General features: G+C 47.7%; 20 protein-coding genes and 1 tRNA gene. 2 read left to right on the forward strand and 19 right to left on the reverse strand.

What is annotated here, in order from left to right; translation table 11 throughout:
- On the forward strand, positions 1-216 hold a 216-nt coding region (locus Q2J39_RS06460), incomplete at its 5' end, for a hypothetical protein (protein ID WP_300927368.1).
- 621 nt (positions 217-837) lie between these two features.
- On the opposite strand, the gene Q2J39_RS06465 is transcribed toward Q2J39_RS06460, so the two are convergent.
- The 5 genes from Q2J39_RS06465 to Q2J39_RS06485 all read right to left on the reverse strand — a co-directional run bounded on the left by Q2J39_RS06465 (position 838) and on the right by Q2J39_RS06485 (position 6515).
- Positions 838-1077 carry a hypothetical protein gene (locus Q2J39_RS06465; RefSeq protein WP_288339571.1) on the reverse strand — a complete coding sequence of 80 codons (240 nt, stop codon included), beginning with the start codon at positions 1075-1077 and terminating at the stop codon, positions 838-840.
- Positions 1078-1294: 217 nt separating this feature from the next.
- Positions 1295-2206, reverse strand: coding sequence for a class C sortase (locus Q2J39_RS06470; RefSeq protein WP_288339569.1), 912 nt, complete (start codon positions 2204-2206; stop codon positions 1295-1297).
- A gap of 118 nt (positions 2207-2324) precedes the next feature.
- Entirely contained in the window at positions 2325-4304 is a 1980-nt protein-coding gene (locus Q2J39_RS06475; RefSeq protein ID WP_288339567.1) for a SpaA isopeptide-forming pilin-related protein, read from the reverse strand.
- 40 nt (positions 4305-4344) lie between these two features.
- Positions 4345-5487 (reverse strand): hypothetical protein, encoded by a 1143-nt coding sequence (locus Q2J39_RS06480; RefSeq protein ID WP_288339565.1) that lies wholly within the window; start codon positions 5485-5487, stop codon positions 4345-4347.
- Between the two features lie 954 nt (positions 5488-6441).
- Positions 6442-6515, reverse strand: a tRNA-Trp gene (locus Q2J39_RS06485).
- Between the two features lie 388 nt (positions 6516-6903).
- Between Q2J39_RS06485 and Q2J39_RS06490 the strand changes: the two genes are divergently transcribed.
- Entirely contained in the window at positions 6904-8064 is a 1161-nt protein-coding gene (locus tag Q2J39_RS06490) for a pyridoxal phosphate-dependent aminotransferase (RefSeq protein ID WP_230267326.1), read from the forward strand.
- Between the two features lie 289 nt (positions 8065-8353).
- Here the strand turns inward: Q2J39_RS06490 and mscL are convergent, their stop codons facing one another.
- From mscL to Q2J39_RS06560, 14 genes are all read right to left on the reverse strand, one after another.
- Positions 8354-8773 carry a large-conductance mechanosensitive channel protein MscL gene (mscL, locus tag Q2J39_RS06495; protein WP_288339562.1) on the reverse strand — a complete coding sequence of 140 codons (420 nt, stop codon included), beginning with the start codon at positions 8771-8773 and terminating at the stop codon, positions 8354-8356.
- 42 nt (positions 8774-8815) lie between these two features.
- A complete protein-coding gene (locus Q2J39_RS06500; RefSeq protein ID WP_230268325.1) occupies positions 8816-9286 on the reverse strand; it encodes a CpXC domain-containing protein in 471 nt (156 codons plus the stop codon).
- Positions 9287-9298: 12 nt separating this feature from the next.
- Positions 9299-11080, reverse strand: a complete 1782-nt coding sequence (locus Q2J39_RS06505) for an aminopeptidase P family protein (protein WP_288339559.1) — start codon at positions 11078-11080, stop codon at positions 9299-9301.
- 597 nt (positions 11081-11677) lie between these two features.
- A complete protein-coding gene (locus Q2J39_RS06510; RefSeq protein ID WP_288339557.1) occupies positions 11678-12694 on the reverse strand; it encodes a hypothetical protein in 1017 nt (338 codons plus the stop codon).
- Between the two features lie 146 nt (positions 12695-12840).
- Entirely contained in the window at positions 12841-13674 is an 834-nt protein-coding gene (locus Q2J39_RS06515) for a hypothetical protein (protein WP_230268328.1), read from the reverse strand.
- A gap of 2 nt (positions 13675-13676) precedes the next feature.
- Positions 13677-14501, reverse strand: a complete 825-nt coding sequence (locus Q2J39_RS06520; protein ID WP_288339554.1) for a mechanosensitive ion channel family protein — start codon at positions 14499-14501, stop codon at positions 13677-13679.
- 130 nt (positions 14502-14631) lie between these two features.
- Positions 14632-16092 carry a glutamate--tRNA ligase gene (gene gltX, locus Q2J39_RS06525; RefSeq protein ID WP_288339552.1) on the reverse strand — a complete coding sequence of 487 codons (1461 nt, stop codon included), beginning with the start codon at positions 16090-16092 and terminating at the stop codon, positions 14632-14634.
- 259 nt (positions 16093-16351) lie between these two features.
- Entirely contained in the window at positions 16352-17113 is a 762-nt protein-coding gene (locus Q2J39_RS06530) for a hypothetical protein (protein ID WP_288339551.1), read from the reverse strand.
- A complete protein-coding gene (srtB, locus tag Q2J39_RS06535) occupies positions 17088-17861 on the reverse strand; it encodes a class B sortase (RefSeq protein WP_288339549.1) in 774 nt (257 codons plus the stop codon). The genes Q2J39_RS06530 and srtB overlap by 26 nt, the downstream gene beginning before the upstream one ends.
- Positions 17862-17939: 78 nt before the next feature.
- Positions 17940-18998 carry a hypothetical protein gene (locus tag Q2J39_RS06540; protein ID WP_288339547.1) on the reverse strand — a complete coding sequence of 353 codons (1059 nt, stop codon included), beginning with the start codon at positions 18996-18998 and terminating at the stop codon, positions 17940-17942.
- A 120-nt stretch (positions 18999-19118) separates the two neighbouring features.
- On the reverse strand, positions 19119-19676 hold the full coding sequence (gene lepB, locus Q2J39_RS06545; RefSeq protein ID WP_288339545.1) for a signal peptidase I: 558 nt from the start codon (positions 19674-19676) through the stop codon (positions 19119-19121).
- A gap of 35 nt (positions 19677-19711) precedes the next feature.
- Positions 19712-19954 (reverse strand): hypothetical protein, encoded by a 243-nt coding sequence (locus Q2J39_RS06550; protein ID WP_230268335.1) that lies wholly within the window; start codon positions 19952-19954, stop codon positions 19712-19714.
- A gap of 37 nt (positions 19955-19991) precedes the next feature.
- Complete coding sequence (locus Q2J39_RS06555) at positions 19992-22751, reverse strand: InlB B-repeat-containing protein (RefSeq protein WP_288339542.1); 2760 nt, start codon at positions 22749-22751, stop codon at positions 19992-19994.
- 496 nt (positions 22752-23247) lie between these two features.
- Positions 23248-23373, reverse strand: a complete 126-nt coding sequence (locus Q2J39_RS06560; RefSeq protein ID WP_288339540.1) for a hypothetical protein — start codon at positions 23371-23373, stop codon at positions 23248-23250.
- Between the last annotated feature and the right edge of the window lie 375 nt (positions 23374-23748).

The following is a 23748-nucleotide window of genomic DNA, read 5'->3' on the forward strand; positions in this document are numbered from 1 at the left end:
TTATCCCAAGGAGGCGGTCGAGAAAATACCCGTCTTTTATTTGACGCTTACAAAGAGAAAGGAATCGATCCTGGATTCGACAAGCGAGCCAGGGAACGCAAGACGACCATCCGTCCTACCGTCAGGGCTCTCTTTCTTCGGATTTTGTGCCCGCTGGATCAAACGATCCTTAAAAGGAAAAATTCTGAGCCGCAGTTTGAACGGGCAGCTTCATAAAGAAGCCTCTCCGCACAATCGTCCGGCAGAAAGGCAGATCCAGAGTCCGTCTGGAATAAACGCTTGAAGCGGCAAAAGCACTCAACGCGCTTCCGTCTCTTCGTATCCATTTTTCCCAGTCGGAATTCCGGTCTTCCGATATTCGCTTCTTTTGTTTTCTTCTTCGAAAAGAAGTACCCTTAAATCCGAATCCGACTATCCGTTACGGATGGCTTCCATGGCCGGAACCTTTACCCCTTTCCATTCCCGCCTTCCTCTTTTACCAAGATCAAAAGCCAGGAGATTCGTCATAACCCGCCGCTTCGCGAAAAGACACCCAAACGAGAAATCGCTCCTTTTTGGCAGAGAAAAGGCGAACCTTCTGCCCTTTGGCGGCCTTCCCTTGCGGGAAGTTACCAGAACACAAAAGATTCGCCTTGCTGATTTGTAAATCGATCCAGATCCACGACTGTCGACGGACCGGACAGGCTTCTACTGAAAGCCAAAAAACGAAAAACCGAAAACGCGGACGAATTCGCGATGGCCTTTGCAGACTGGACACCATCGATTCCTGCAGCGATTTGTATAAAGCATGCACCCGGATGATCCGAAATCCGGGTGCATTTTTTCTGACTCAGAAATTTATTCCTCTACCACTTTGCACGCTTTAACAAATTCAAGGAACTGGGCGGCGGTCATCACTTTGCGTTGGCCTTTGCACTGAAAGGCAAAGAGCACCGCGTCCGTCGGCGCGCAGCAGTTCATATCATCGAGCCGTTCGAATTCTCCGCTTTCCCCATGGAAATCCGGATCATCTCCCTGATATTCGTATTTTCTGCCTTTCATCTTTTCGATCTGAAGCAGTGCCATCGTTTCATCCATAGTCCGTCTCCTCTCCTGCTGCCGACGGGAATTCGTTCCGATCCCTTCTGCAAGCCTTCCCTTTGATTCAGGGCTGAACTGAGCGTACTCTGCAGACTTCGAATTCCGCTTGGAAATGCATGAGAAAATCGCATACCCCTTGCGCAGGATAGACACCATCCGTCAGAAATCAGAAGGCCAGGTTCAAGAAGGAGAGCCTGGGATGGACAGCTCTATCTTAGCCACCGATTTCGCCAGTCTTCCCGTCATCTGTCTTCTCGCCATCCATTTCCTTTTGCGATTTTGTTTTCTTCTTCTTTCTGTGTCGATGCAGCAGCCACCACAGAAGAAGGAAGAGAAGAAGAAGAACGACAAGGATCCAGATCCAGTAGTTCTTCAGCAGTTTTTCGGCGAGATTTTCCGAATTCTCTGGTTCTTCTTCATACGGGATTCGATGACCTCTTACCAGAAGACGCTGCGTATTCACTCCGTACGGATAGCACGTATAGAGCGTGACCAGATCTTCTCCGGGCTGAATGTACATCGGTTCCATTTCATCCGGATCGACAATCAGCCGCTGATCTACCTCATACGCAAGCGTTCGGTCCAGCACACGGATGAAAAACTGATCTCCGTTTTTCAGCTTGTCAATGTCCGTAAACAGCTTGGCGCGAACCAGTCCGGTATGAGCCGTGAGAACGGTGTGTGTGCTCGGACCTCCCGTAGGCAGAGACGATCCCATCCAGAATCCGGCACCCGCCTGGAGCTGCTGTTCCTCGGTTCCGTAATATATCGGAATATTGACCCCGATTTTCGGAATCTGAATCGATCCGATCATTCCGCTTCCCAGCGGATTCAGCAAAGTTTCGACATACTCCCGCTCTTTGGGACTGCACGTCAGCTGCAGATCTTTGGTAGCCAGATACTCGTTGTATTCTTCCGCCAGCCGCCACTCTTCATCGAAGTTTTCTTCTACCCCTTCGAGTCCGATATTGTACTGGTCGATGTTTCTGCTGAGCTGATAGTTCACTACCATATCGCTGATGGAAGGATAGAAAATCAGACCCGCACCGCCAAGCATGATGAGAAGAGCAAGGATCAGTCCGAAACGGGATTGCTTCTTTTTCGTTTTATTCTTCTTATGGCGCATACTACCTCTTTTTAAGACAAATTCTGGATATAGAAAAAGGCGGCGACAGGATGAGCGATCCTGCCTGCCGCCTGTTCAGGTATTCGTTTTGTCTGAACAGATGTTCAGAAAATAGGGATTAGTTTTCCTGACGTTTTTTTGAAATCAGATACGTCGCAGCACCGATTACCAGCAGAGCGCCGCCGCCCAGGGTGAAGAGCACGGTTCCGCTTCCACCGGTATGAACTTCAGGAGCGTTTGCGAATTCTACGTTGACATAATACGTATCATCATCAGTATCTTTGTTTACTTTAATTGGTAAAGACTTGTCGGATTTAACGTATCCAGCTGGAGCTTTCGTTTCCACGAGCTTATAATCGCCGGCCTTCAGACCTTTAAATTCAACGTAACCTTCGGCATTAGATACAGCTTTGAGTACAACCGTATTACCTTCATCATCTGTATAGGTCAGTTCAAATTCAGCACCTTGCAGTCCCTTGTTTGAGGTCTGATCGTATTTGAAGACTTTAATACCGAATGTATCCACTTCGACATCATCGGGCTGAGTTTGCTTGTCCTGATATTCAACCCAGGCCGTGTTATACATATCACCGGGGTTTACATTTGCAGAGTCTTTCACTTTCGCCGTGTAAGTCATCACAATCGGAGCTTTACCAAAATCTTCGTATTTGAAAATGCCTTGATAAAACAGACTAACAAGATCCACAGATACTTTAATCTGTGTACGTCCAGCATAATCGCCTTCCGTCAGAGGCGAAACAATTTCAATAGCGCTCTCAGGAAGCTCAATCTCTGCTCCATTTACTGAAACCTTAATAGAATCTCTATCTAAAATTAGTTCTTCGTCCAGATTATCGACAAAGCAGAAAGAATAGGTTCCAACCGTTTCATACTTGTCTTCAACAGTTTCGCCCGCGGGTGTTCCAGGAGGTAAAACTTCTTTTGGCTTAATTACTTCTGCAAGATCTTGACCAACATGAGAAGTCAGAGCGAATTTCACCCTACCATCGGCATCGACAGTGGCATAGTCCCCAGCATTCTCTCCCTCATCGATGATAATTTTATCGCCATCAGTGATTTTCTTAACCAGATCCGGTTCAGAAGTCTTTTCTTCTGGTTTGACGCCATCCAGAGCCAGCGTGAAACTCATATCGGAATAAAAGACATGATTTTGGTAGGCGTTGCCTGCTGCTCCCTGAATCCACTTTTTGAGATTGAAACCATCTTGGGCAAACACATCAGTATTCAGGGTAGTATTGAGATCAGAATATGCCTCGCTGGTGGTATCCGTATAATCGAAAAGCGGATAGATATTCAGCTGAAGCAGTTCCTTATATGCATGATCGTAACTGAGCTTGTTAACTTCTACGTTCGATTCACGCTCTTTTGTGGTATAGTCAGGGCGAAATTGAGTAGGCATAGGCACCCAATCGTCGTTCAGATCCTTATAAGTCGAATCATTAAAGATAGCTCGACGATAGGCCTCACTGACCTGACTGAGATCAGTCGCTTCAGAGTCGCCAGGAGCCTTAAAACTGCTGTTGTAATATGCTAAATAATAATCATCGAGATATTTAACACACACATCAGCATTCGTCTCTGCATCAGTGCCATAGCCTTTTGCTCTCAGTTTGGTGGCGATTGCATCATCTGTCAGACTGGCTGACTTATTTTCAAGCCCAAGAGCCTCTAACGCCACGTTATAAGCACGATAAACAGTTTCCCTAGGTTCTGACAGATCCTGCTCAGGATAACTTACATTAAGGCTTTGATCCACATAGTTATAGTTTTTACCAGAGTTATTGACGATCTTCACGTTGATATTCATCTTGTCGCCTGGCTGAGCCGTAATATCAGGAATATCTTCGAGAGGATATACATGAATAACATCTCCAGTAAAGTCTTCGGGAATGGTAACAACAACGTTATGATTCTGGTTATATCCGTCCCAATCCTCAGCCCTGCTAGTAGCAAGCTGTATTCCTGCCGTTGTTTTTTGCGTTGTCGGTGTTTCAACCGCAAACATATGCAGGGTATTGCCCGCAAGCATTGTCAATGAAATACCGGCTGCTGCAATACCTTTAAATAGTCTTTTCATTTCTAAATCCTCTTATCATTTAGTATTTGAAAATGTATTATTATTTCTTTCTTTTGTCGGCTTTTGTAATAGCCGTCAATCCAATCAGACCCAGTATTGCAGCCGCAAAAATCATCAGCAGATACCGAATACCCATTTCTGCAGCTGTATTCGGACCATTGCCTCTGTGCGACGGGTCATGAGAGGAATTTGAATTGCTCGTGCTGGTTAATTTGTTTGAGTCGGAAGAGGAATCGGAAGACCCTGAACTCTTAGAACTGTCATCCGAGCTTGAACTGGAAGAACTGCTGTCGGAACTGGATTCGGAGCTGTCTTCATCTGTCGTAATATCGAAATCGATTTTTTCGTTGACGACAGGAATTTCAAATTCATACGGCGAACTCGTGGAGGACAGCGGTTCTGTTCCGTTGATGAAAACCTGATTTCCATCAAAGTGAATGGGGATGACCGCTTCGGAGAGTCTGTAATCTTTCGGAGCTTTGACTTCCCTGAGATAAACGGGGGTGCTGGAAGTCAGCGTATAGAAATCAGTTTTGCCTGTTCTCGGATTGCCTTTCAGCACAGCCAGTTCAACTGTGCATTCAGGATTGGCATAAATTCGGAATTCAAAATCCAGTCCGGTAATGGTATGACCTCTTTCGTCCTTCTTAATGACGGAAACGGCTGGATACTGAACCTTGGGAAAAATTCGAATCGGACTTTCGGATCCGCTTTTAATTTCCACAATGACCGGCGGATACAGGCTATACATATTTCCCTGCGCGCTCGTTAACAGGTACAGGCCTGGCTGGAGATCGGAATACCCGATTTGCCGGTCTGTCTGTATTGAGGGTTCGATCCTTACGACGGGTTGGTTCTTGTTTATGGCTTCCAGGGTGAGTTTCTGAAGCTGTTCTGCATACGCTTCTCTTTGTTCGGCTGTGATTTCTTCAGACCAGTTCTGAAGAAAATCGGCTTTCCCAGTATTGAAGGGAGCCAGCAGCTGATATTCCCCATTGACCGTCTGCGCCGCCTGAATGAGCGAGATCCGGCTGTCCGTCGCCGGATCCGCGGGACTTGAAGTCAGATCGACCAGAATCTGTGCAGATTCTTCTCCATGAATTGGAATCGACTGATTTGGGAAAATATAGAATACGAACAAAAGAATAAGGAACAGAACTGTCTTCTTTTTTTCAGATCGCACTGCAGCCACCTCCTCCTTACCACCTCCCATTTGTGCCCGACGCAAATGCGAGCCTTTTTTGTCTGACCAGCGAATATTCTCTTCCAGTTTTCGTCCGTGTACAGCATCAGGCGCCTTGTTCCAAACCTGCAGATCGCTCTGATGTTAAGCTAGCGGAAGATAAAGCATTTCTTCTGGCTTTACGCAAATTCATGAATGCAGCTGAATTTTCGCGTAAACAGAAAAAGACAGATGTCGGACTGTGTGTATTGATAAAGTGCAGCTCGGTTAGCTTTCCCCACTTTTCGGCAGATCACGAGAATAGAAAGGCAGAACTCATATCATTCGTATGTAAACTTTGCCGAATCCCTATAAATAAAAGGTGCTTACTGATACATGTTTTAAGGTCTGTTTTAAACTAACCTGACCATCGTCATTATTTACGCACGTGATAAGAATGTCAACCCTTACATTGCCAATTGACTGCTCTGCGATCCAAAGTTCATCTATATGTATTGCTTTTTAAAATTATTTCGCTTGTCTTTTTCAACGTGCAGAATCGATGAATTGCTTCCTGAAGATTTGCGCTGGCAGGCAATTTCCCGGAACCGATCGACTGCCTGAGTACTCATGCCGGCAGACTGCCCTTTGATCGAACCGTTCCGGCATTCCTTGTCACGAACTTTTTGATTCCGTTCTGTATACGGATTAGATTCCGTCCGATCTGCGCTTTTCTTCGTTTGCGCCATTTTGCGTTTTCTTATTCTTACCTGGATAGTCTGCTCTTTCTTCTTTGCGAATCGTTTTCACAATTTGCTGCCAGAAAGCCGGTGCCAGGTTCTTGTTCTCGCTCCATTAAAAAAACGTCTGAGGATCGGATTTTCCTCAGGCGTCGGAGATGCATTTCATTTTTGAATGGCAATAAAAAAGCTCGATCCACAGATTGTTCTGTCTGGATCGAGCTGTATTTTTCGATGGCAGGGGTAGCAGGAGTTGAACCCACATCAACGGTTTTGGAGACCGTTGTTCTACCATTAAACTATACCCCTGAATGCCTGATCAGTATATCAGGGTACGGACATTGAATGCAACCAAAAAAATAAATTTCCTCAAAAAAGATCGATACGATAGATTTCTAATTCAAATAAGACTTTTTGCGATCGCCGCAATTCTGTTTGGGAGAAAGCGCTCTGTTTTTTTCGGCTTTTTCCATTCTTCAGCGCCCGTCAAACGCGGCTTCTCAATCCTTGATACAATAGATTCTGTCCATAGAAGCGCCGTCTGCTGCAGAACTGTGGCAGGCGGATGCTGATGCTTTGGAAGGATTCTCTGCGAATCTTTTTGGGAAGCCGCGGGCGAAAGGAGGAAGCTGGTCAGAGCTTTTCTATTAGATACAGAATCGGCCAGCCAGAATATCGGATGAAACTTGCCAGACGAATGAGAGCTTTGCATACTTCGGTCTTTACCGAACTCAAAGCGGAAAAAGAACGACTTGAACAGGAAGAACAGATGACAGTCCTGGATTTCTCTCTGGGTTCCCCGGACATTCCGCCCGCGCAGAGCGTCATCGATACGCTTTGCGAACAGGCAGCCGTTCCTGCCAACTACCGCTATGCGGTGTCTCCCCTGCCCGAACTGGTGAAAGCGATCCAGGACTGGTATCAGGAGCATTACGAAGTCTGCCTGAAGCCATCGGAAATCTGCCTGCTTCAGGGATCGCAGGAAGCGCTGGTCAATCTCCCGCTTCTCTTCTGCAACCCGCATGATGGCTATCTGATCCCGGATCCGTACTATCCAGCCTATCTCGATGCGCCGCGCATGGCGGAGGCGGATGTTCTGTTCATGCCCCTCAAGGAAGAAAACGATTATCTGATCGACTTTGATGCAATCAGTGAAGAAGAGCGCAAAAAAGCGCGAATGATGCTGGTGAACTATCCAAACAACCCGACCGGTGCCGTCGCGCCCGACTGGTTTATTGAAAAGCTGATCCGCTTTGCGAGCGACAATCATATTCTGGTCGTCTACGATAACGCCTACAGCGATCTGATTTTCGATGGAAGCAAGCCGAAAAGCTTTCTGTCCTATCCCGGTGCGAAGGAAGTCGGCGTAGAACTCAATTCCTTTTCCAAATCGTATGGAATGGCCGGTGCAAGACTGGGTATTCTCTGCGGCAACGAAGATGTGATCGCCGCCTATCGCAATCTGAAGTCCAATATGGACTACGGCGTTTTCCTTCCGGTTCAGTATGCGGGCATTACCGCTCTGAAGACGGGATCGCCTGTCGTGGCGAAAACGCGGGAAACGTATGAGATCCGCCGGCGTCTGATGGTCAGCGAGTTTTCTCAGGCCGGCTGGGATTTGAAACTGCCCGAAGGTACTATGTTTGTCTGGGCGAAAATTCCGGATGAATGGCAAGATTCCTTTGCGTTTGCGAAAGATCTGCTTCATGAAACCGGCATTCTGGTCACGCCAGGCCTGGCGTTTGGCGAACAGGGGCGCCGCTATGTCCGTCTGGCTTTAGTCGTTTCAAGCTACACGATTCGAACCGCGGCCAAGCGGCTGCTCGATACCCGCTTTTTCCTGCGTCTCGAACACTGATTCCAGTCGCAATTCCTTATATACGTGATATATACACACTCACTGCATATCTACCTGACATATACACGCTCACTGCATCTACGCATTCTGCTTGTGCGGTCCATCTATTCCGTACTCACAAACCCATTTACTGGACGCTCCTTGCGCGCTGCCGGCTTACGGCGGCGCGCATTTTTCTTTGGACGTTCGCACCTCTGGCAGTTCATGCGCAAATCAAAAGCCGTCGGAATCAGCATTCCAGACGGCTTGAATGAAATTCGGAATTGTAAAAGGATAGAAATCCGAAACCCTATTTGGCGGCGTTTTCCTTGGCCAGCAGGTCGCGGATCTCTTCGAGAAGAACCAGCTGAGGATCCGGCTTTTCTTCTTCCGCCGGTTTTTCCTCTTCTTTTTTCTTCTTGAGCGCATCGGCTTTGGCTCGGGCCGTATTGATGGCTTTGACCATGCAGAATACGACGAGGGCGATGATCAGGAAGTTGAGGATGGCCTGAAGGAAGAGGCCGTACTGCAGTTTTGCGGAGCCGATGGACACGGACAGATCGGCAATGTTGACACCGGCACAGATCATGCCGACGACAGGCGTAACGATGTCGGTAACGAGGGAGTTGACGATGGCAGTGAAAGCGGAACCCATGATGATACCCACGGCCATATCCACAACGTTGCCGCGCGAGATAAATTCTTTGAACTCGCTGATGAATTTGCTCATTGTTGGAAAATCTCCTTTTCTTTTCTGTATTTTACTGAACGTCTAAGAAGATTTTGGAAGAATCGACCGTATTCCAATCAGATCTCCGTCTTTATCCAGCCAAAGAATACTTTTTTGCGCGTCGTAGTCCACAATGCGAAGCCTTGTCCCGTATTCCTTTTCCAGACGGCGCTTGAGGGCCAGCGTTTCCTTTAGCGGAAGCTGCAGATCCAGAATCGAAAAAGCTTCCAGAAACTGCCGGGAGGAGCGGGTGATGACCACATTGCCTTCAAAGCCTTCCGGATTGCGGTCCGTACAGATCAGCGAAAGCGAAGAGCGCGGGTCGCGCCAGACCAGCGAATATTCCAGAGGAAAAAGCTGATGACAGCCCTGACACTGGTGCATGAAGTAGGTTCCGTCTTTGAGCCGCTGATACTCCGTGCTTTTCTCATCGCGAATGAGATAGGTATCACGCGAGAGGTAGAAGGAGCGCCCGCAGTGCGGACAGGTAAACGAAAAGAGCCGTTTTTTCATTCGATTTTGAATTTACGCGTGAATGGGGCGGGTCTTTTCGTACAGCCAGGCGGCTTCTTCTTCATTCAGACGCGGCGAAATTTCGTCATAGACACGCTGATGATAGGCATTGAGCCAGTCGATCTCGTTCTGTTCCATTTCTTTTACGTTCAGACCGCGAACATCAAACGGAACGAGCGTCAGCGCATCGTGCCTGTAAAACTGTCCGAATTCGGTTTCAAATGCCGGAACGGTAACGAGCAGGTTTTCGTGACGAATGCCGTACTTGCCTTCGACATACAGACCCGGTTCATCGGAAGTCACCATGCCCGGCATCAGAACGCAGGAATCCTTGCGTTCCGGAACAATCCGCCAGCGGAAGCCGTTTGGACCTTCGTGTACGCTGAGTACATGACCGACACCATGACCAGTGCCGTGGTTGAAGTCCAGACCGTTTTTCCAGAGCGGTTCACGGGCGGTAATATCGAGGTTCAGACCGCGGGCGCCCGCCGGGAATACGGCTTTTTCCAGAGCAATGTGTCCCTGCAGCACACGGGTGAACGCTTCTTTTTCTTCATCCGTCAGATCGCCGACCACAAACGTACGGGTGATATCGGTAGTACCTGGGTAATAATGTCCGCCGGAGTCCACGAGATACAGACCGCGGTTTTCAATCACGACGGGATGTTCGTGATCCGGATGATAGTGCGGCATCGACGCATTCGCGTCATACGCAGAAATGGTTGTGAACGATTCTTCAATAAAGTCCGGCTGAGCGGCACGGAATTCGTGCAGCTGATCGGCAGCCGATGTTTCGGTCAACACATGACCGGCTTTCATTTCGTCTTCCAGCCACTTCCAGAAGCGGATCATCGCCACCGCGTCCTGCTTGTGCGCTTCACGGAATCCGTTAACTTCGGTTTCGTTTTTGCAGGCTTTCATCAGCTGGATCGGGTTATCCTGCCAGATCGGGTTTTCAATCGAACGTCCAATGCGGGAGTTGATGAAGTCGCGATCCATCAGAACCGGTCCTTCCAGGGCTTTCGCATCGTCGTAGACCTGATCGTACGGTGCCGTGCGAATGCCGGCTTTTTTCAGGAGTTGGGCACTTGTCGCATCGAGGCGGCTTTCATCGATATAAAGCGTTCCGCCGTCTTCATCGACAATCGTGTAGGCCAGAGCGACTGGGAAGCTTGGAATATCGTGGGCACGCAGATTATAGAGCCAGGCTACTTCGTCGATCTTGTTGGTAACATGATGACGGGCGCCGGCTTTGTTCATGGCCTCACGCAGTTCGGACAGTTTTTCTTCCATGGATTTTCCGGTGTATTTTTCATCGAAATGGGACGTTTCTGTTGCGGGGAGTTCCGGGCGATCCGGCCAGGCTTCGCCGGCCAGATCCAGACTGGTTTCAATCCGGATGTTCTTTTCGTTCATGCGATCCTGATACTTTTCAAAGGCATGCATGGAAATGCAGCGGCCGTCGAACGCCAGCGTTCCGCCGTTGTCGATATGATCGAGAATGTACTGTTCAATCGATGGCGTTTCGGGCATGCCCATTTTCATCAGATCTACGCCGGAGTCTTTCAGCTCCTGGGCAGCCTGCAGGAAATAGCGGCCATCGGTCCAAAGACCCGCCTGATCCTTCAGAACGACCAGAACACCGGCACTTCCAGTAAATCCGGAGAAGTGTTTTCTCGCGCCAAAATAGTCGCAGACATATTCGGTATCGTGGAAGTCCGAAGTCGGAATGATGACGGCATCCACGTTATGCTCAGCCATTTTTTCTCTGAGCTGTTTCAAAGGTTGATTCATCGGTTGGTCCCTTCTTTCTGAACCCCATTATAGAAGAGCAAACGCCTAACCGGCCAATTCCCGGCCTGAATCGCCCAATTGGACCGGTTATCGCTTTCGCCGGACACCGTTTTGGCTCCTTTGGATTTTTTTCGGTTTCCACCGGGGAATTCAGGTTTGATTTTGTTCCCATTCGATTTCTGGGCTGTTTTCTCTGACGGCTTTCTCCTGCAGCTTTCCCTTATGGCTGCCCTTCCCGCCTTCTTCTTCTCCTCTTCCTTTTTCTCGATCGTTTCTCTATCTATAGGATCTACCGTTCGGCTGTTTGTTCTCCCAGACCGGACGACAATCACTTCGTTTGTCTGTAGTCAGCCAGACGGCTGTCGAAAGCCGCGGCACCAGTGCACCTGTTATCCTTTTTGATCCTCTTTTCAAAATTTTTGTCCCGGTTCGAATCCTCGTTCTTCTCCATATTCTTCCTAGAATTCTTCTCAGAGACCCATTTCACAGATTTTCCAGCGGATCGTTCGCAGTCTTGGTCTTCTTTCTTCCAAAAAGAAAACGCACCGCGAGGGTGCGTTCTTTTTCAAAATTTCAACAGGGTTTCCCGATCCGAACTTAAACCTGAACGGGCGCCGTATTGGGATCGGCGAGATTGTTTGGATCGATGCCTGGATCGACCGGAGTTTCTGGCGGGATCGCATTGGGATCCGGCTGTACCTCAGGATTTTCTTCCGGATTCGGTGCTGGTTCTTCCGGCTGCGGCTCCGCCTGGGTTTCCGACTGCTGAGAAGAAGGCTGATCGGGTTTGTTTTCTTCTTCCTGCGGTTTTCGCTCTTCCAGCTCTTTTTCAAACGCTTTGGCGTCTTCCCGGCTCATCGGCTTATTTTTCACTTCTTCGCTGATGCGCTGTTCGGGGGCCACGTTGTAAATGTTATCGAGGCCGGTCGGGCCGAAGATCGCGAATACCGCCATGAAAAGGCAGAGCAGAATCGTCTTCACAATATAGAAGCCGACGTTGCGAGCCGGATACGTGTTTTCCAGACGCATGTACTTGAACTGGCGCCACAGAAAGAACAGCGGCGTAATGAGCAGCAGCGTCTGCAGCAGATAGGCTCCCGGGTTGACCGAGTTGAGGTAATACATCACATCGAAAGCGGCACGGGATTCGATCGCGTTCGCAAAGAAGAAGGAACGAATCCAGAGCACGTAATGGTTGTAAAAGCCCATCGTCGAAAGCAGACCGATGCCAAATACGAGCGTGGTAAAGAAGATGATCGTCCGTTTGATCTTTTTGTTTGTGACGGCCGTCATACGAATCGCACGCGAAAGCGAGCAAATGTACGTCACAATGAGCCATCCCAGATAAATCCATGGAGAATACGGAATCCAGGGCGCCAGGATACAGAAGACGATACTCAGAAACAGGAAAATGTTTCCAAGCGTGTCCGTCCTCGAATGCCATCGGCGGATTTTGCGAATTCCAAACGTGCGGAAGGAAAACGGCGTAGTCAGAATCGACTGCCAGCGCAGCGGGATGAAGATACCGATAATCGCCACGATCAGAACGATCACGGTATACAGCAGAGCCTGACTGTACTGGGGCGTCTTGAGAATAGTCGTTAAAATATTCATAACATGCTCCATAACGAAAGCCTGGAGAGTGGCTCCAGGCCGTGAATTGTAAAAAAGTTCTTTCCTATTCTACAACGCGATTCGGAGTATGGGAAAGTCTGATCTTTTTCCGACGCTATTGAGTCGTCCCAGCAGATCCGATCCGCTTAGCTGATTCGAGGTTCGTTTTTTCGGTTTCCAAACACCTGACCATGCCATACGTACGCCAGCGCGAATACGACTGCACACACGAGCAGCACGCTCCATGGCGAAACCGTAATCGCCCCGGGCCAGTTCATTCGGCCGACATAATCCGAACCCAGAAAGCCGATCAGGCAAAGTACGATCGTCAGCCACCGTTTCCAGCCTTTTGGATAGCGGGCAATGCAGGCGATGAGCAGTTTAGCGACCACGTAGACGCCAAGTGCGGAAATCAGATCACCAGGACCGAAGTGCATCGTCATCGGCAGCGCTTCATGCGCGAAAAACGGATCCATCCAGAGATTGATCAATACCTGCTTGATGGCAATCCAGAGCGGAACGAACAGAAGCAGATCCATACCTTCTCGAACCCAGTGACTCGTTTTCTTTTTTGCCTTTTCCGCTTGCAAAGTCTGACGCGCCTGCTCGAGCGTCTTGGAAAGCCGGGTTTCCAGCGGTTCTGGTTCCATTCCTGGTTCCTGCTCTTGTTCCTGTTCACGTTCCTGTTCAAATTTCTGTTCCGGTTTGGCATCGGTTTGATCCGGATTGTTGATGATGGTGACCGCGCTTGCTTTCTTACTTACCGTAAGTGAATTGGTCGATCCGCTTGGATGAGCTGGACTGGGTGCATCCAGAGCGCAGACTGTGCTGACCAGATCGCCGCAAAGCTGCCTCGTCAGATCAAGCGACAGATTGGCTTCCCGAATCTGAATCAGAACCGGCAGCGCATCTGCTCTCGAAAAGCCCGGCAGTCGATACGATTCGACTGCCGGTAAATAAATATAGGTATAGAGATTCATGCTTAATTTCCTTTGGTCTCCTTTACGCCTGCAGGAGCAGAAGAAAGGGTGATGACATCCGTCGGTGCTGCCAGGGCAAGGCTGCTTCGGATTTTCTGAATTTCCTCCTGCAAAGCAAACTTCATATCCCAGAACTGTTCGATCGTGGAGTAGCAGACCAGATTGATTTCCATACCGCTGCCGTCGGCCAGATAATCGCCGATCTGGGTTTTCGGTTTTGGATCCTTGAGCACGTACGGGCAGGCTTCCATCGCCTTTTGCGCTTCACTTCGAAATTCCTGTGGATCCACAAACAGACTGACCGGAACCTTGATGACAAGGCGCCGGGAAGGATAGGACGAATAGTTCGTAATGGAATTGGAGATCAGAACGGTATTGGGAATGACCACTTCCTGATTATCGAACGTTTCCAGTGTAGTAAACATGATTTCAATCGAAACTACAGTTCCCTCACAGTCGTTGCACGCAATATAGTCGCCGACCTTAAACGGCTTGGTAATCAGAATCTGAAGACCGCTGGCTACGTTGGACATGTTGTCCTTTAACGCCAGAGAAATGCCAAGGCCTAATGCGGAAAATGCGCCGACCGCTACCGACATATCCACACCGATCTGGCCTAAGGCAATAATAATCGCAATGATGCGAATCAGAATGTTCGCCAGCGATCCGGTAAATGTCAGTACGCCTTCATCCACACCTTTTCGATTGTGCAGACGCAAAATCAGACGCTTAACCGCAGGTCCTAAAAAGAAACCGATCACCAGTTCAATCGTGGCCGCAAGAAGCTTCATCAAGAAATTGTTATGAATAAACTGTTCCCAGCTCATCAATCCTCACTCCTTTCCAAAATTTGCAGAATTGGGATGGGACGGGTAAAACCGACAGAAAAAAACTGTGCCTACCATAAGGATACAGCACAGTAATGGTTTAAGTTGGAACGATTCCTGAAGGAAACGACTAGGCAAGCGCCTCTTCGAGACGCGCGATTCCCTGATCAATTCGAGCGAGGGATTCGTCCTTGCCGAGGATATGCACGATTTCAATCGCGCCGCCCGGTGTGAACTGCTTGCCGGATACGGCAGTACGTACAGGCCAGAGAACCTGCCCGTTTTTCATGCCCATTTCCTTTGGCAGAGCCAGCAGAGTTTCGTGAACGTTTTCTTCTGTCCAGTCCTGAATACCGGCAATGGCTTCTCGCGCAGCTTTCAGCGCGGTCAGGGCCGTTTCCGGTGTAGATTTCATTTTCTTGTGACGATACATCTCGAGATCGTAGTCGCCTGGCTGATCAAAGAAATCAACAGCCTCTTCGATCTGGTTGAGAATATCGATACGCGGCTGGATGATCTTCGCGATTTCACGATGGGAGTACGGACCTTTGACGGCTTTTTCCAGATACGGTCTAACCGTTTCAAAGTATGTATCCTCATCCATGCTGCGCAGGTAAACGCCGTTCATCCAAGTCAGCTTGTCGATATCGAAAATTGCCGGAGAACGGGAAATGCGGGAAACGTCGAACACATCGATCAGCTCTTCGAGCGTGTAAATCTCCTGTTCCGTTGGAGGTGCCCAGCCCAGCAGCGCAATGTAGTTGATAATGGCAGCGGGCAGATAGCCTTTGGCTACGAGATCCTGGAAGGAAGCATCGCCGTTTCGTTTGGACAGCTTGTGCTTCTCATCTTTCATTACTGGAGGAACGTGAACATAAGTAGGTCTTTCCCATCCATACGCGTCATAAATCAGGTTGTATTTCGGGGTCGAAGACAAGTATTCGTTGCCGCGGACAACGTGGCTGATTTCCATCGTGTGGTCATCGATGATGTTGGCGAAGTTATACGTAGGATAGCCGTCGGATTTCAGCAGGATCTGCTCATCGAGCAGGTCGCCGTCGAATTCGATGTGGCCGTAAACCATATCATCAAACGATGTTTCGCCGACATTGGAAATGGTCTGACGAATAACATACGGATCGCCGCGTTCGATACGCTCCTGCACTTCCTTGGCATCAAGATGCTTGCAGGGATCGTCAAACTTGAAGGAAATGCCGAGGGATTCAGCTTCCTTGCGCTGCGCTTCAATTTCCTCTTCCGAGCAGAAGCAGTAGTGGGCATGGCCGGTTTTTACGAGTTCTTCGGCATAGCCTTTATACATAGGAAGACGCTCAGACTGAATATACGGTCCGAAATTGCCGCCGATATCTGGTCCTTCGTCCCAGTTCAGGCCGACATCTTTCAGAGTTTTATAAATAATATCTACTGCGCCTTCGACTTTTCGTCCCTGGTCCGTATCTTCAATACGAAGCAGGAAGTCGCCGTTATCGTGTTTGGCAATCAGATACTCAAACAGAGCTGTACGCAGGTTGCCAATGTGCATATAGCCAGTCGGAGATGGGGCAAAACGAGTTCTAACTTTACGAGACAAAACAATCAACTCCTTAACATACAAATCTTAATGGATTATTTTCCTTTTGACAAACCGCCCTCCCACCCCTGCAGTGCGCGTAACCTTTTTCGCCGCCATTCTCTATTTTCAATCCGCGAACGTTTAGAAACGCATGCAAAAAAGCAACCTTCCTCATGCTAGAGCACGTAAGGAAAGCTGCTGATTTTCCATCTAAGTTCCGCACTAAGCGGATAGAAATGGATAAGCGTTTTAGGCTGTTTCTTCTTCTGCCCGGCGCTTACCGGTTCAATTTGTCATGGGAGAGTTTTCTCTGCGTGAAGATCAGAATGATCGTGGCGCAAAGAGCAATCCAGATCCAAAGGTTGGCACTAAGCGCTGCGGCAGTGTTCGGTCCATGGCCCTTGGTGGGGGGATTCGAGGAGCTGGAGTTGCTTCCCGATCCATTCAAACCGCCAGGCTTGCTTCCTGAATCACTTGGCTTATTGCCTGAATCAGACTTGTCGCTGCTGGAGCCGGAGGAAGTGTCCGAGCTGTCATCGCCCGGGTCGATCGTCGGCTTGTACTGAATTTCCTGCATGGTATCGCGTTTCGCCTGATCCGACGCCGCATGATCCATTGACGGATAGGCCTTCACGACAGCCACCAGGCCGTCTTCACCATTCGTGATCGAAACGCGGATCGTCGTATCGTCTTCAATCAGCAGTTCACAGTTGTCTCCCTCGATCAGATCGGAAACGAGCACGTAATAGTAGTCGCCAGGGACGGTATACGTGATATTTCCAAACCAGTCTTTCCCTTCGCCGTTAATGCGAAGTACGGTTTTCTCAGGAAGCGGTGCGCCGTCAACAGCTTCAAGTCGGAATTCCGTTACAACCGTTACTTCGGGACCCGGTTTCGGTTTTCCTTCCGTAAAGAAGGTGGAAACCGGGATGTTTACATCGACTGAAGACGCCGCGTAAACCGAAATCGGCTGAAAGGACATCACGAATAGAAGACCGGCAAGAAGAAGATGCTTAATTTTGTTCATACGAATTTTCATTAGCATTCTTCACCTCCTGCTTATTCTGGATGCGGCCAAAGAGAAGGACGCGTCCATTTGTTTCAACGTCATAGCAAGTCGAAAGAGCAATGATCTGCTGATCCGGCTTTACGCCGATATCGCGGTACTGCTGGCAGTCTTTTTTGAGCCGTTCCAGGAATCTTCCGTCAAGAGTCGAAGCCCCCTGCGGAATGGAATATACGTCCGGGTCTGCAGCATCCGTTTTCAGTACCGCAAACACTTCGATATCCCATTGCGAATTCAGAGAATACAATGTCCCCGTTTTGTGATCATCGAAATAGTCCTTCTTCAGGAACTTCGTCAGATCCCCGAACATTCCGCCGTTTTCCATATGGTGTCCATACATCAGCGAATAGGGATCCGAGAAGTCCAGACTGTTCAGACAGGAAAGGAAGATCGAACCCGAAAGGGAGAAGTCTCCCAGAGGATCCTTATTCACATATTCCATGTCGTCCTTGCCCTGAACAATCGGCTGGTCGATATGCGTATCATCGATCGTAATCCATCCGATCACATCTTGGTTCATCGCTACCAGTTCAGCCATTGACCAGGACTGGCCAGGAGCCGGTTTGTATTTCATCAGATCGGAACCAAAGCCTGCCTGCGACAAGCGCCAGTTGTCCAGGAGAGAATAGCCGCCGTACAGCATCATGCAAAGAACAAGAATCATTGCGATGAAACTGATCAGTCGATCTCCCATCCGGGCCAGTTTTGCAGCTCTGTCCATTTAACTCTTTCTCCTTTGTTCATAAGAAGCTCTAAGACTCCGTATGAATTCGTCTATTCCAGATTCGATGATCCGAAATTAGTCTTCGCGTTTACGACGGAAGAACATGCCGGCGAATACACCGCCCAGACCAACTACAGCTACATAAGGAGCAGCAGTCATCAGGATACCCGTAGGAACGGTGCCGTTCTTTTCGTTGGTGAAGACAACTTTTTCATCTTTTCCATCAGTTGCAGCACTTACTTCCAGTTTGTTTCCCGGGTTTACAGATCCGTCTTCATCACCAATTGTATAGACAAATGATGGCACATATCCTGCTTCTTCTTCCTGCACGGTATAGGAATCATCTCCGGTCAGACCGTTAATAAATACTTTTTCGTTATGAGCGAGTTTGAACTCATATATAACCTGAGTATCATCTGTGGAAGTCGTAACTTTATCGGCTGCAGTAGAGATGGATAATGTTTGTCCGGCTTTTTTGTTTACGGTTACTGTGAACACAAACTTCTGATTTGTATCAGCCTGGTTTCCAGTTACTTTCTTAGAAACTTCAACCGGATTAGGATTATACTCATGGACGAAAACAGGATTGCTGACTTTTCCAGTGTCACCAAGTTCTGAGCCAGTAGGCATAAATACATAATCCTCAACCTTTTTCTCGCCATTCTCCCATACTACGTGAACATATAAGTCGTAGGCGGTCTCACTATTCAGGTTAACGCTATGGTTATCCTCAATTGCATTATTGGGGTTTGTTTTGATGGTGTATTTAAAGATACCTGCCCCAGGGAACTTTGTTGCGTCGGTGCAGCTAATTGTACTCATTCCATAGTCAACTACTTTATCAGAAGAGTTTGCGTCATTGGATGCAGAAACTGGAGTAGCAACCATTCCAACTTCTTCCGGGCCAGTAAAGATGGTACTGGCTGGCTTATTATCCGCCCATTCATCTGCTGTTGCTGACTCGATTACGTAAGTGATAGTCGAATTGTTAGAAGGATGCAGACCAGAATTAGACTTTACAGTTGTTCCAAACTGTGCTGTTGCATTATCTGCTGCGAAGATTGGAGTAGCTAGGCTAGCCAGAGAGATCATGCTTGCGGCTGTTACAGCTGCGAGAGACTTAAAGTTTTTCATTTTCTTTCCTCTTCCACATTTCTCATTAATTCAAGGTCAGTCTCAACCGGACCGTAACCGAATTAGGAGAAATTTTTTATTTTGTTATTCAAAGTAAAATCTTTGAAAGGGCGGCTGAATTTAGAGAGAGACGCGTCGGAGAACTGTGGAAACTTTTCCAATAATGTTCTCTCGTTCAACAGGTCCGAACTGACGGCTGTCTGCGGCGCCTTCTCGAAAGTCGCTCAAAATGAAATATTCATTGTCGCCAAGAAGCAATGGGTAAGTAACGTCTGAATCGTATGCAGGGGTGGAGTAATAAATCTCTCCTTCACTGACGGTTCCATTATTTACTTTCAGCTTCGCATCTTCGGTAATTTCTACCGTGTCGCCGGGCCGTGCGACAATTCTTCCGGTCCGGACTTTACCGTTTGCCTCATAGGAAACGATATCGTTGTTCCATAAATTCGAGGGAAAGCAGTAGACCAGAGCAATGTCGCCAGACCGAAGTGCAGGTTTCATGTCATCACCGGAAACGATTGTGAGTCGGAAGACGACGCCAAACAGGACATAAATAAAGAGGATTAGTCCCGCCAGCCGAGTCAGAAAGGATTTGATGTCTCGCCGATCCAGTAAATCCTTTCGCCTTCGAGCAATCACCGCTTCCGGGGTAACTGGTTTTGCTTTCTTTTTTTGCATTGATTTCTAACCTCTTATATGGAGCATTTAAATTTTTATTCGCTAAGCGAAGAGGAATCGCTGCTTTTGAGTTTCTGGATTTCCAGATCTTTTTCATCCAGCAAAGCTCGGTAGTACGATTCCTGGCACGCCATGACGGTTCGATATGCTTTCTGCAGTTCTTCCATCTGACGCCATACGCTCAGCTCACTCACACCGCCAAAAGTCTTTTTGGTAAATTTCATCTGAGAAATGAACTGAGCCAGATCCTCCATGTTCTTGCAGGATTCCGGGCTCATTTTTTCTTTTTTCTCAGGTGCGTTTTTCCCTTTGCTTTTAGCGCTGCTCATGTTCACGTTCCTTTCGGAAAATTAAGGAACAGGCAGCAAGAGCCAGAATGCCTAAAGCCCCACCAGTAACAAGAACTGAATTCTCTTCACCATCATCGTGAAGACCACCAGGAACAGTTCCCTGTTTTACGTTATGGAAAGTTACCGTTGTACGTCCGTTAAAGGTTTTTCCACCTGTATCGGAAGCATTCTGTGTTGTTTCATGTGTACCGCCTGCAATAGTGTAGGAAGGCTCATATTCTTCCTGATCTTCCTTAACCCGGTATTTACCTCCCTTAGGAACCTTGAACACATAGGATTGACCGTCAGTCAGATCAAATTTGTACCAGCCGTTTTCATACTTGATTCCAGTATCGTCGGAAGCATCTTTATAGGGCTCTCCATTCTGATTCAGAATCTGAACTTCGAATTTGAATGCTCTAGATTTATCACCCATGTTACCGTCGATGTACTTCATCACGGTAAGCTGATCCAGATCAAGAGCCCATTGTGCATAGAACGTTGTACTGTCTGCTGTCAGGATGTAGAGTTCTTCATTCTGGTAAAGATGTCCATCTTCAGGTGGTTCCGAAGTCAGGGACCAGCCGAGAAAAACATAACCATTTCGAACAGGTGTAACGATAGTAGTTTGGTTACTTTGTGCCCCAACTTTGATCTGTGCTCCACGTACTCGCTGATAACCCATTGGAACGTTTACGGTTGTATCGGAGCAATTTCGTTCATAGCTGACGACAACCATGCCTCTTTGCAACACAACTCCGTCCACATGCCAGCCGTTATTTTCCTTTTTTTGGACATACCAATGGATATACTGATTCTCCGGATCAAAGTCAGGTAGGACCGTTTTGATCTGATCGTCAGTTGGCAATTTTGCTAATTTTTTTGTAACTCCATTGACCGCATGGTTTCCATCAATACTTTCCTGTGCAGTATCGACAATCCAGTGTCTTTCCGTTACTACTTGTGTCAGCGAAATACCACCAGTGTATTGGCCATTAGGAAAGCTGCCTGGTTCATCCGGAATGTGGCCGTCTTTACGAATAAAGAACGTTGCATCCGTTCTTGCATTCGTTTCATCCCAGACCGCATACAGTACGTGTCTTTTTTCTGTCAGCTCAAATGCGGTCTCAGCCGGATAAAGCGGATATGGGGCCGTGCTGTCCAAATTTCTTCCAGTCGACCATCCGAGGAAGGTATACCCTTCTTTCGTTCCGGTGTATTTTGGAAGAATAATCGTATCTCCGATTTTTCCTTCAATTACACCCGGAGCTGCGCCATTTCCACCATTACTGACAAATGTCAGCAAACTCTTGTCCGCATTTTCCTGAACATAAACCAAGTCGGCGGTGCAATTGCGAGTTCCCTGATCGATTCTTTCCGAATACATCACAATATTCTGATACAAGTATTCAGCTTGAATATAATCGTGCGTTCTTTGACTCGAGCCGGTTCCTGTCTGTTCCGTATAGTAAGAAAAGCGAATCTGGTCAACAAAGTCGGTGACACCGCCATGGGCTTTTCTACCATTGATGAACACATAACCAGTTGGACAGTTTTCGATTGCAAACTGCCGTAAATTGTATGTCTCGGTGTTTTGCCCCGGAGTTAGGTTGAAATCTTTTGTAGAAGCTTTCTTAAGCTCTGTTCCAGCCTCATCCTTAAGGGTGAGCGTTACTTTTGCAGTTCTCCCGTTTTTGCTCCAGCTAATCGTGAAAGAAGAAAAATTATCTACTTCGAATTCCGCCTTATATGCAGTCGATACATCCTGAATCGTCTGATTACCTTCATTTGCTACCTGTTGAACAGAAGTTCCATCTTTCTCAGAAATGTGATGAACGCTCAGGGAATTCTCCGCTTTTTCGTCACCAATCAATGCCTTGTCAAAAGACATCTGGACGTCAACGGTTCCGTCTTCGGGTTCGATTTCCTTTTCGTCTTTCCAGAACGAGACATCAACGACAAGCAAACCATCATAGTTCACCTGGCTGCTGTTCAGCGCATTTTCGGCTGCCCGGAATTCTTCATCCTGATCGGAGTAGAGCTTTACGCGCATCTCGGCATCTTCGGGAAGAATATCGGAAGTCGTTTTTGCGGTTACATGAATAAGATCGGCAGTCTTTTCAAACTGAACAGTCTTTGCGGGCGTCTCCTCTTCAGACGACCCGTCTTTTTCATTTGCATCTTCAGAGGAATCGTTTTCTTCCTTGCCGATTTCCCCATCTGCCTCACTGTAGGAGTCAGACGGTTTCGAATCGGTGCTGGAAGTCGATTCATCTGAAGAGCTCGAAGAATCCGAGGATTCTTCTGCGTCCTGTACAGAATCATCCGCTGCAGCATCTGGAGATTCTGTACTTTGATCCGACGTGGGATCCGGATTTCCTTGCGCGGCCGATGCATCGGACTGCGGTTCGGAGATTTCGGTATTGCCGGCAGACGGCTCTGTATTTGAGACGGGCATGTTCTCCGTCTGCGCAAAAGAAGGATTGTCTCCTTCTCCTTCGGCAAACACCGGGATCAGAAATCCGAAACACATTGCAGCACTGAGCAGCGCCGCGCTGAGTTTTCGTAGAGTTTTCTTTCGTGTCACAATCGCCCTCCATACTTCATCTACTTCAAAGCGGCAAAAGAAGGGCCACATTCTTGAATCCGGATCGACGGCTTTGAAAACGGCGATCCAGGGTATGCTTTCTGCTTTTCCATTCGTCTGGCGGATATCGTCATATTCACTGAAAAAACAGAAACGCACGGCGGCAGGAAGCGTCTATGCCGATTCAGCACGTCTGCCAAATTTGCAATAGGGTTTCCTTTTCTTTTTCTTTGCGACAACCGCCCCCTCCAGAACAATTCCCGCAGGAGAATCACTTTCCCTCTATGAGAGTCACTCTATGAAAAGGGACATTTTTAACAAGATTTTTTTCTGAACTGTTTAAATGCGTGTTGCCTTTCGCCCGTCATGCGACCACTCGTCTTAGCCTTATCCCATGCCTTGGGATGGATCGTATGAGAAGGTATCCCATCATTTCACATCTTGCGGCATGCAATTTGGCTTCAACGAATGTTCGGTTACCATACTATCAGTTACTTATGGCCTAGACAAGCTCCTTTTTACAAACGTCCGGCACTTTTCGGTATCGACTGCTTTCCCATGATTAATTGTTTTTAAATGTATTTAGTGTTTTCTAACTATGTTTATTTTTTTATGATCGCTTGACAAATTCCTTAAATTAAATAAACTAAAATAATTACGTTTCAGAAAAAAGGGACTGGAGTTTTCGCTGCTCCAGTCCCTTTTTTCCATCCTTGGCGATGCCGATCTGACTTTGAATTTCCTGCGGTGTCGTTTTCCCTTTTGAGTATCGTGTTTTCATCGATATGTCATTTTAAATATGTCGCGTTTTTTTCCTCTCGGCCATTTTCCGCCGTTTTTAATTGTTTTCTGACTATTTTTTTATCGCCGTTTTAATTTTCTACTGTTTTATTTATGTATACCCGTTTGTTTTATTTATGTATACCCGTTTTTTTGCAAGATCAAATCGATGCATGAAATTCATACCGGGCTTTCTCTGGACGTGTCGGTTCCGTCCAGCTTTGAAAGCTTCACCCGAGTAAAGTTAAATGACCAGACCTGAATGTAACAGCTTTCAAACCTAAAATTACGGCCTGCTTGTGTATTTTTTTATTTCCTATCTGACAATGCTGTTCACTTAAGCTTCACAAGCTCACTTACAAATCAGGTTAGTTCC

The sequence above is a fragment of the uncultured Allobaculum sp. genome (assembly GCF_948576815.1).
Taxonomy (GTDB): Bacteria; Bacillota_I; Bacilli_A; order Erysipelotrichales; family Erysipelotrichaceae; genus Allobaculum; species Allobaculum fili.

Excerpts from the sequence above, each read along its gene's own strand:
- Q2J39_RS06465 (WP_288339571.1), bottom strand. The coding sequence starts at position 1,077 with ATGGATGAAACGATGGCACTGCTTCAGATCGAAAAGATGAAAGGCAGA.
- Q2J39_RS06470 (WP_288339569.1), bottom strand. The coding sequence starts at position 2,206 with ATGCGCCATAAGAAGAATAAAACGAAAAAGAAGCAATCCCGTTTCGGA.
- Q2J39_RS06475 (WP_288339567.1), bottom strand. The coding sequence starts at position 4,304 with ATGAAAAGACTATTTAAAGGTATTGCAGCAGCCGGTATTTCATTGACA.
- Q2J39_RS06490 (WP_230267326.1), top strand. The coding sequence starts at position 6,904 with ATGAGAGCTTTGCATACTTCGGTCTTTACCGAACTCAAAGCGGAAAAA.
- mscL (WP_288339562.1), bottom strand. The coding sequence starts at position 8,773 with ATGAGCAAATTCATCAGCGAGTTCAAAGAATTTATCTCGCGCGGCAAC.
- Q2J39_RS06500 (WP_230268325.1), bottom strand. The coding sequence starts at position 9,286 with ATGAAAAAACGGCTCTTTTCGTTTACCTGTCCGCACTGCGGGCGCTCC.
- Q2J39_RS06505 (WP_288339559.1), bottom strand. The coding sequence starts at position 11,080 with ATGAATCAACCTTTGAAACAGCTCAGAGAAAAAATGGCTGAGCATAAC.
- Q2J39_RS06510 (WP_288339557.1), bottom strand. The coding sequence starts at position 12,694 with ATGAATATTTTAACGACTATTCTCAAGACGCCCCAGTACAGTCAGGCT.
- Q2J39_RS06515 (WP_230268328.1), bottom strand. The coding sequence starts at position 13,674 with ATGAATCTCTATACCTATATTTATTTACCGGCAGTCGAATCGTATCGA.
- Q2J39_RS06520 (WP_288339554.1), bottom strand. The coding sequence starts at position 14,501 with ATGAGCTGGGAACAGTTTATTCATAACAATTTCTTGATGAAGCTTCTT.
- Q2J39_RS06530 (WP_288339551.1), bottom strand. The coding sequence starts at position 17,113 with ATGAAAATTCGTATGAACAAAATTAAGCATCTTCTTCTTGCCGGTCTT.
- srtB (WP_288339549.1), bottom strand. The coding sequence starts at position 17,861 with ATGGACAGAGCTGCAAAACTGGCCCGGATGGGAGATCGACTGATCAGT.
- Q2J39_RS06540 (WP_288339547.1), bottom strand. The coding sequence starts at position 18,998 with ATGAAAAACTTTAAGTCTCTCGCAGCTGTAACAGCCGCAAGCATGATC.
- lepB (WP_288339545.1), bottom strand. The coding sequence starts at position 19,676 with ATGCAAAAAAAGAAAGCAAAACCAGTTACCCCGGAAGCGGTGATTGCT.
- Q2J39_RS06550 (WP_230268335.1), bottom strand. The coding sequence starts at position 19,954 with ATGAGCCCGGAATCCTGCAAGAACATGGAGGATCTGGCTCAGTTCATT.
- Q2J39_RS06560 (WP_288339540.1), bottom strand. The coding sequence starts at position 23,373 with ATGAAAACACGATACTCAAAAGGGAAAACGACACCGCAGGAAATTCAA.